The organism is Paraburkholderia sp. BCC1876 (genome assembly GCF_902833695.1).
Lineage (GTDB): Bacteria > Pseudomonadota > Gammaproteobacteria > Burkholderiales > Burkholderiaceae > Paraburkholderia.
Genome location: NZ_CADFGI010000062.1, coordinates 1 through 506, shown reverse-complemented (window position 1 = coordinate 506; position 506 = coordinate 1). Strand labels below are relative to the sequence as shown.

Sequence of the window (506 nt, the reverse complement as noted above, 5' to 3'; positions counted from 1 at the left end):
GTTCAGTTGCGCGTAGGTGACGGTGAACATCGGCGCGTGGAAGGAGCGGGAATGGCCAAGGGAGCGGGCAGGGCGGCCAACGCGCTCAGCTGGTGCCGAGCGTGGCCACGTGCATCAGGATGTCGCGCATGTAGTCGAGCATGGTCGACAGCATCCAGGGGCCGGCGATCACCATCGTCACCACGATCGCGAGCAGCTTGGGGATGAACGACAGGGTCGACTCGTTGATCTGCGTGGCGGCCTGGAACAGGCTCACCACCAGGCCCACCACCAGCACGAACAGCATCAGCTTGAAGGGCAGCGAGATGGTGGTCGGCGAGACCATCATCATCCCCATCGACATCAGCACGCTCGCCACCACCAGGTCGATGATCAGGAACGGGATGAAGATCGTGAAGCCGATCTGGAAGCCGGTCTTCAGCTCGCTGGTCAGGAAGGCCGGCACCAGCAGCGGCAGCGGCACGTCCTCGGGGCCCTGCATCGGCGGCGCCTTGGCGATGCGCGCG

At 65.0% G+C, this 506-nt stretch carries 1 protein-coding gene; it reads right to left on the bottom strand.

From position 1 onward, the window contains the following. Positions 1-85: 85 nt before the first annotated feature. Positions 86-506: flagellar biosynthetic protein FliQ (locus HWY05_RS37765; RefSeq protein ID WP_176061490.1), on the bottom strand; the 421-nt coding region annotated here is incomplete at its 5' end.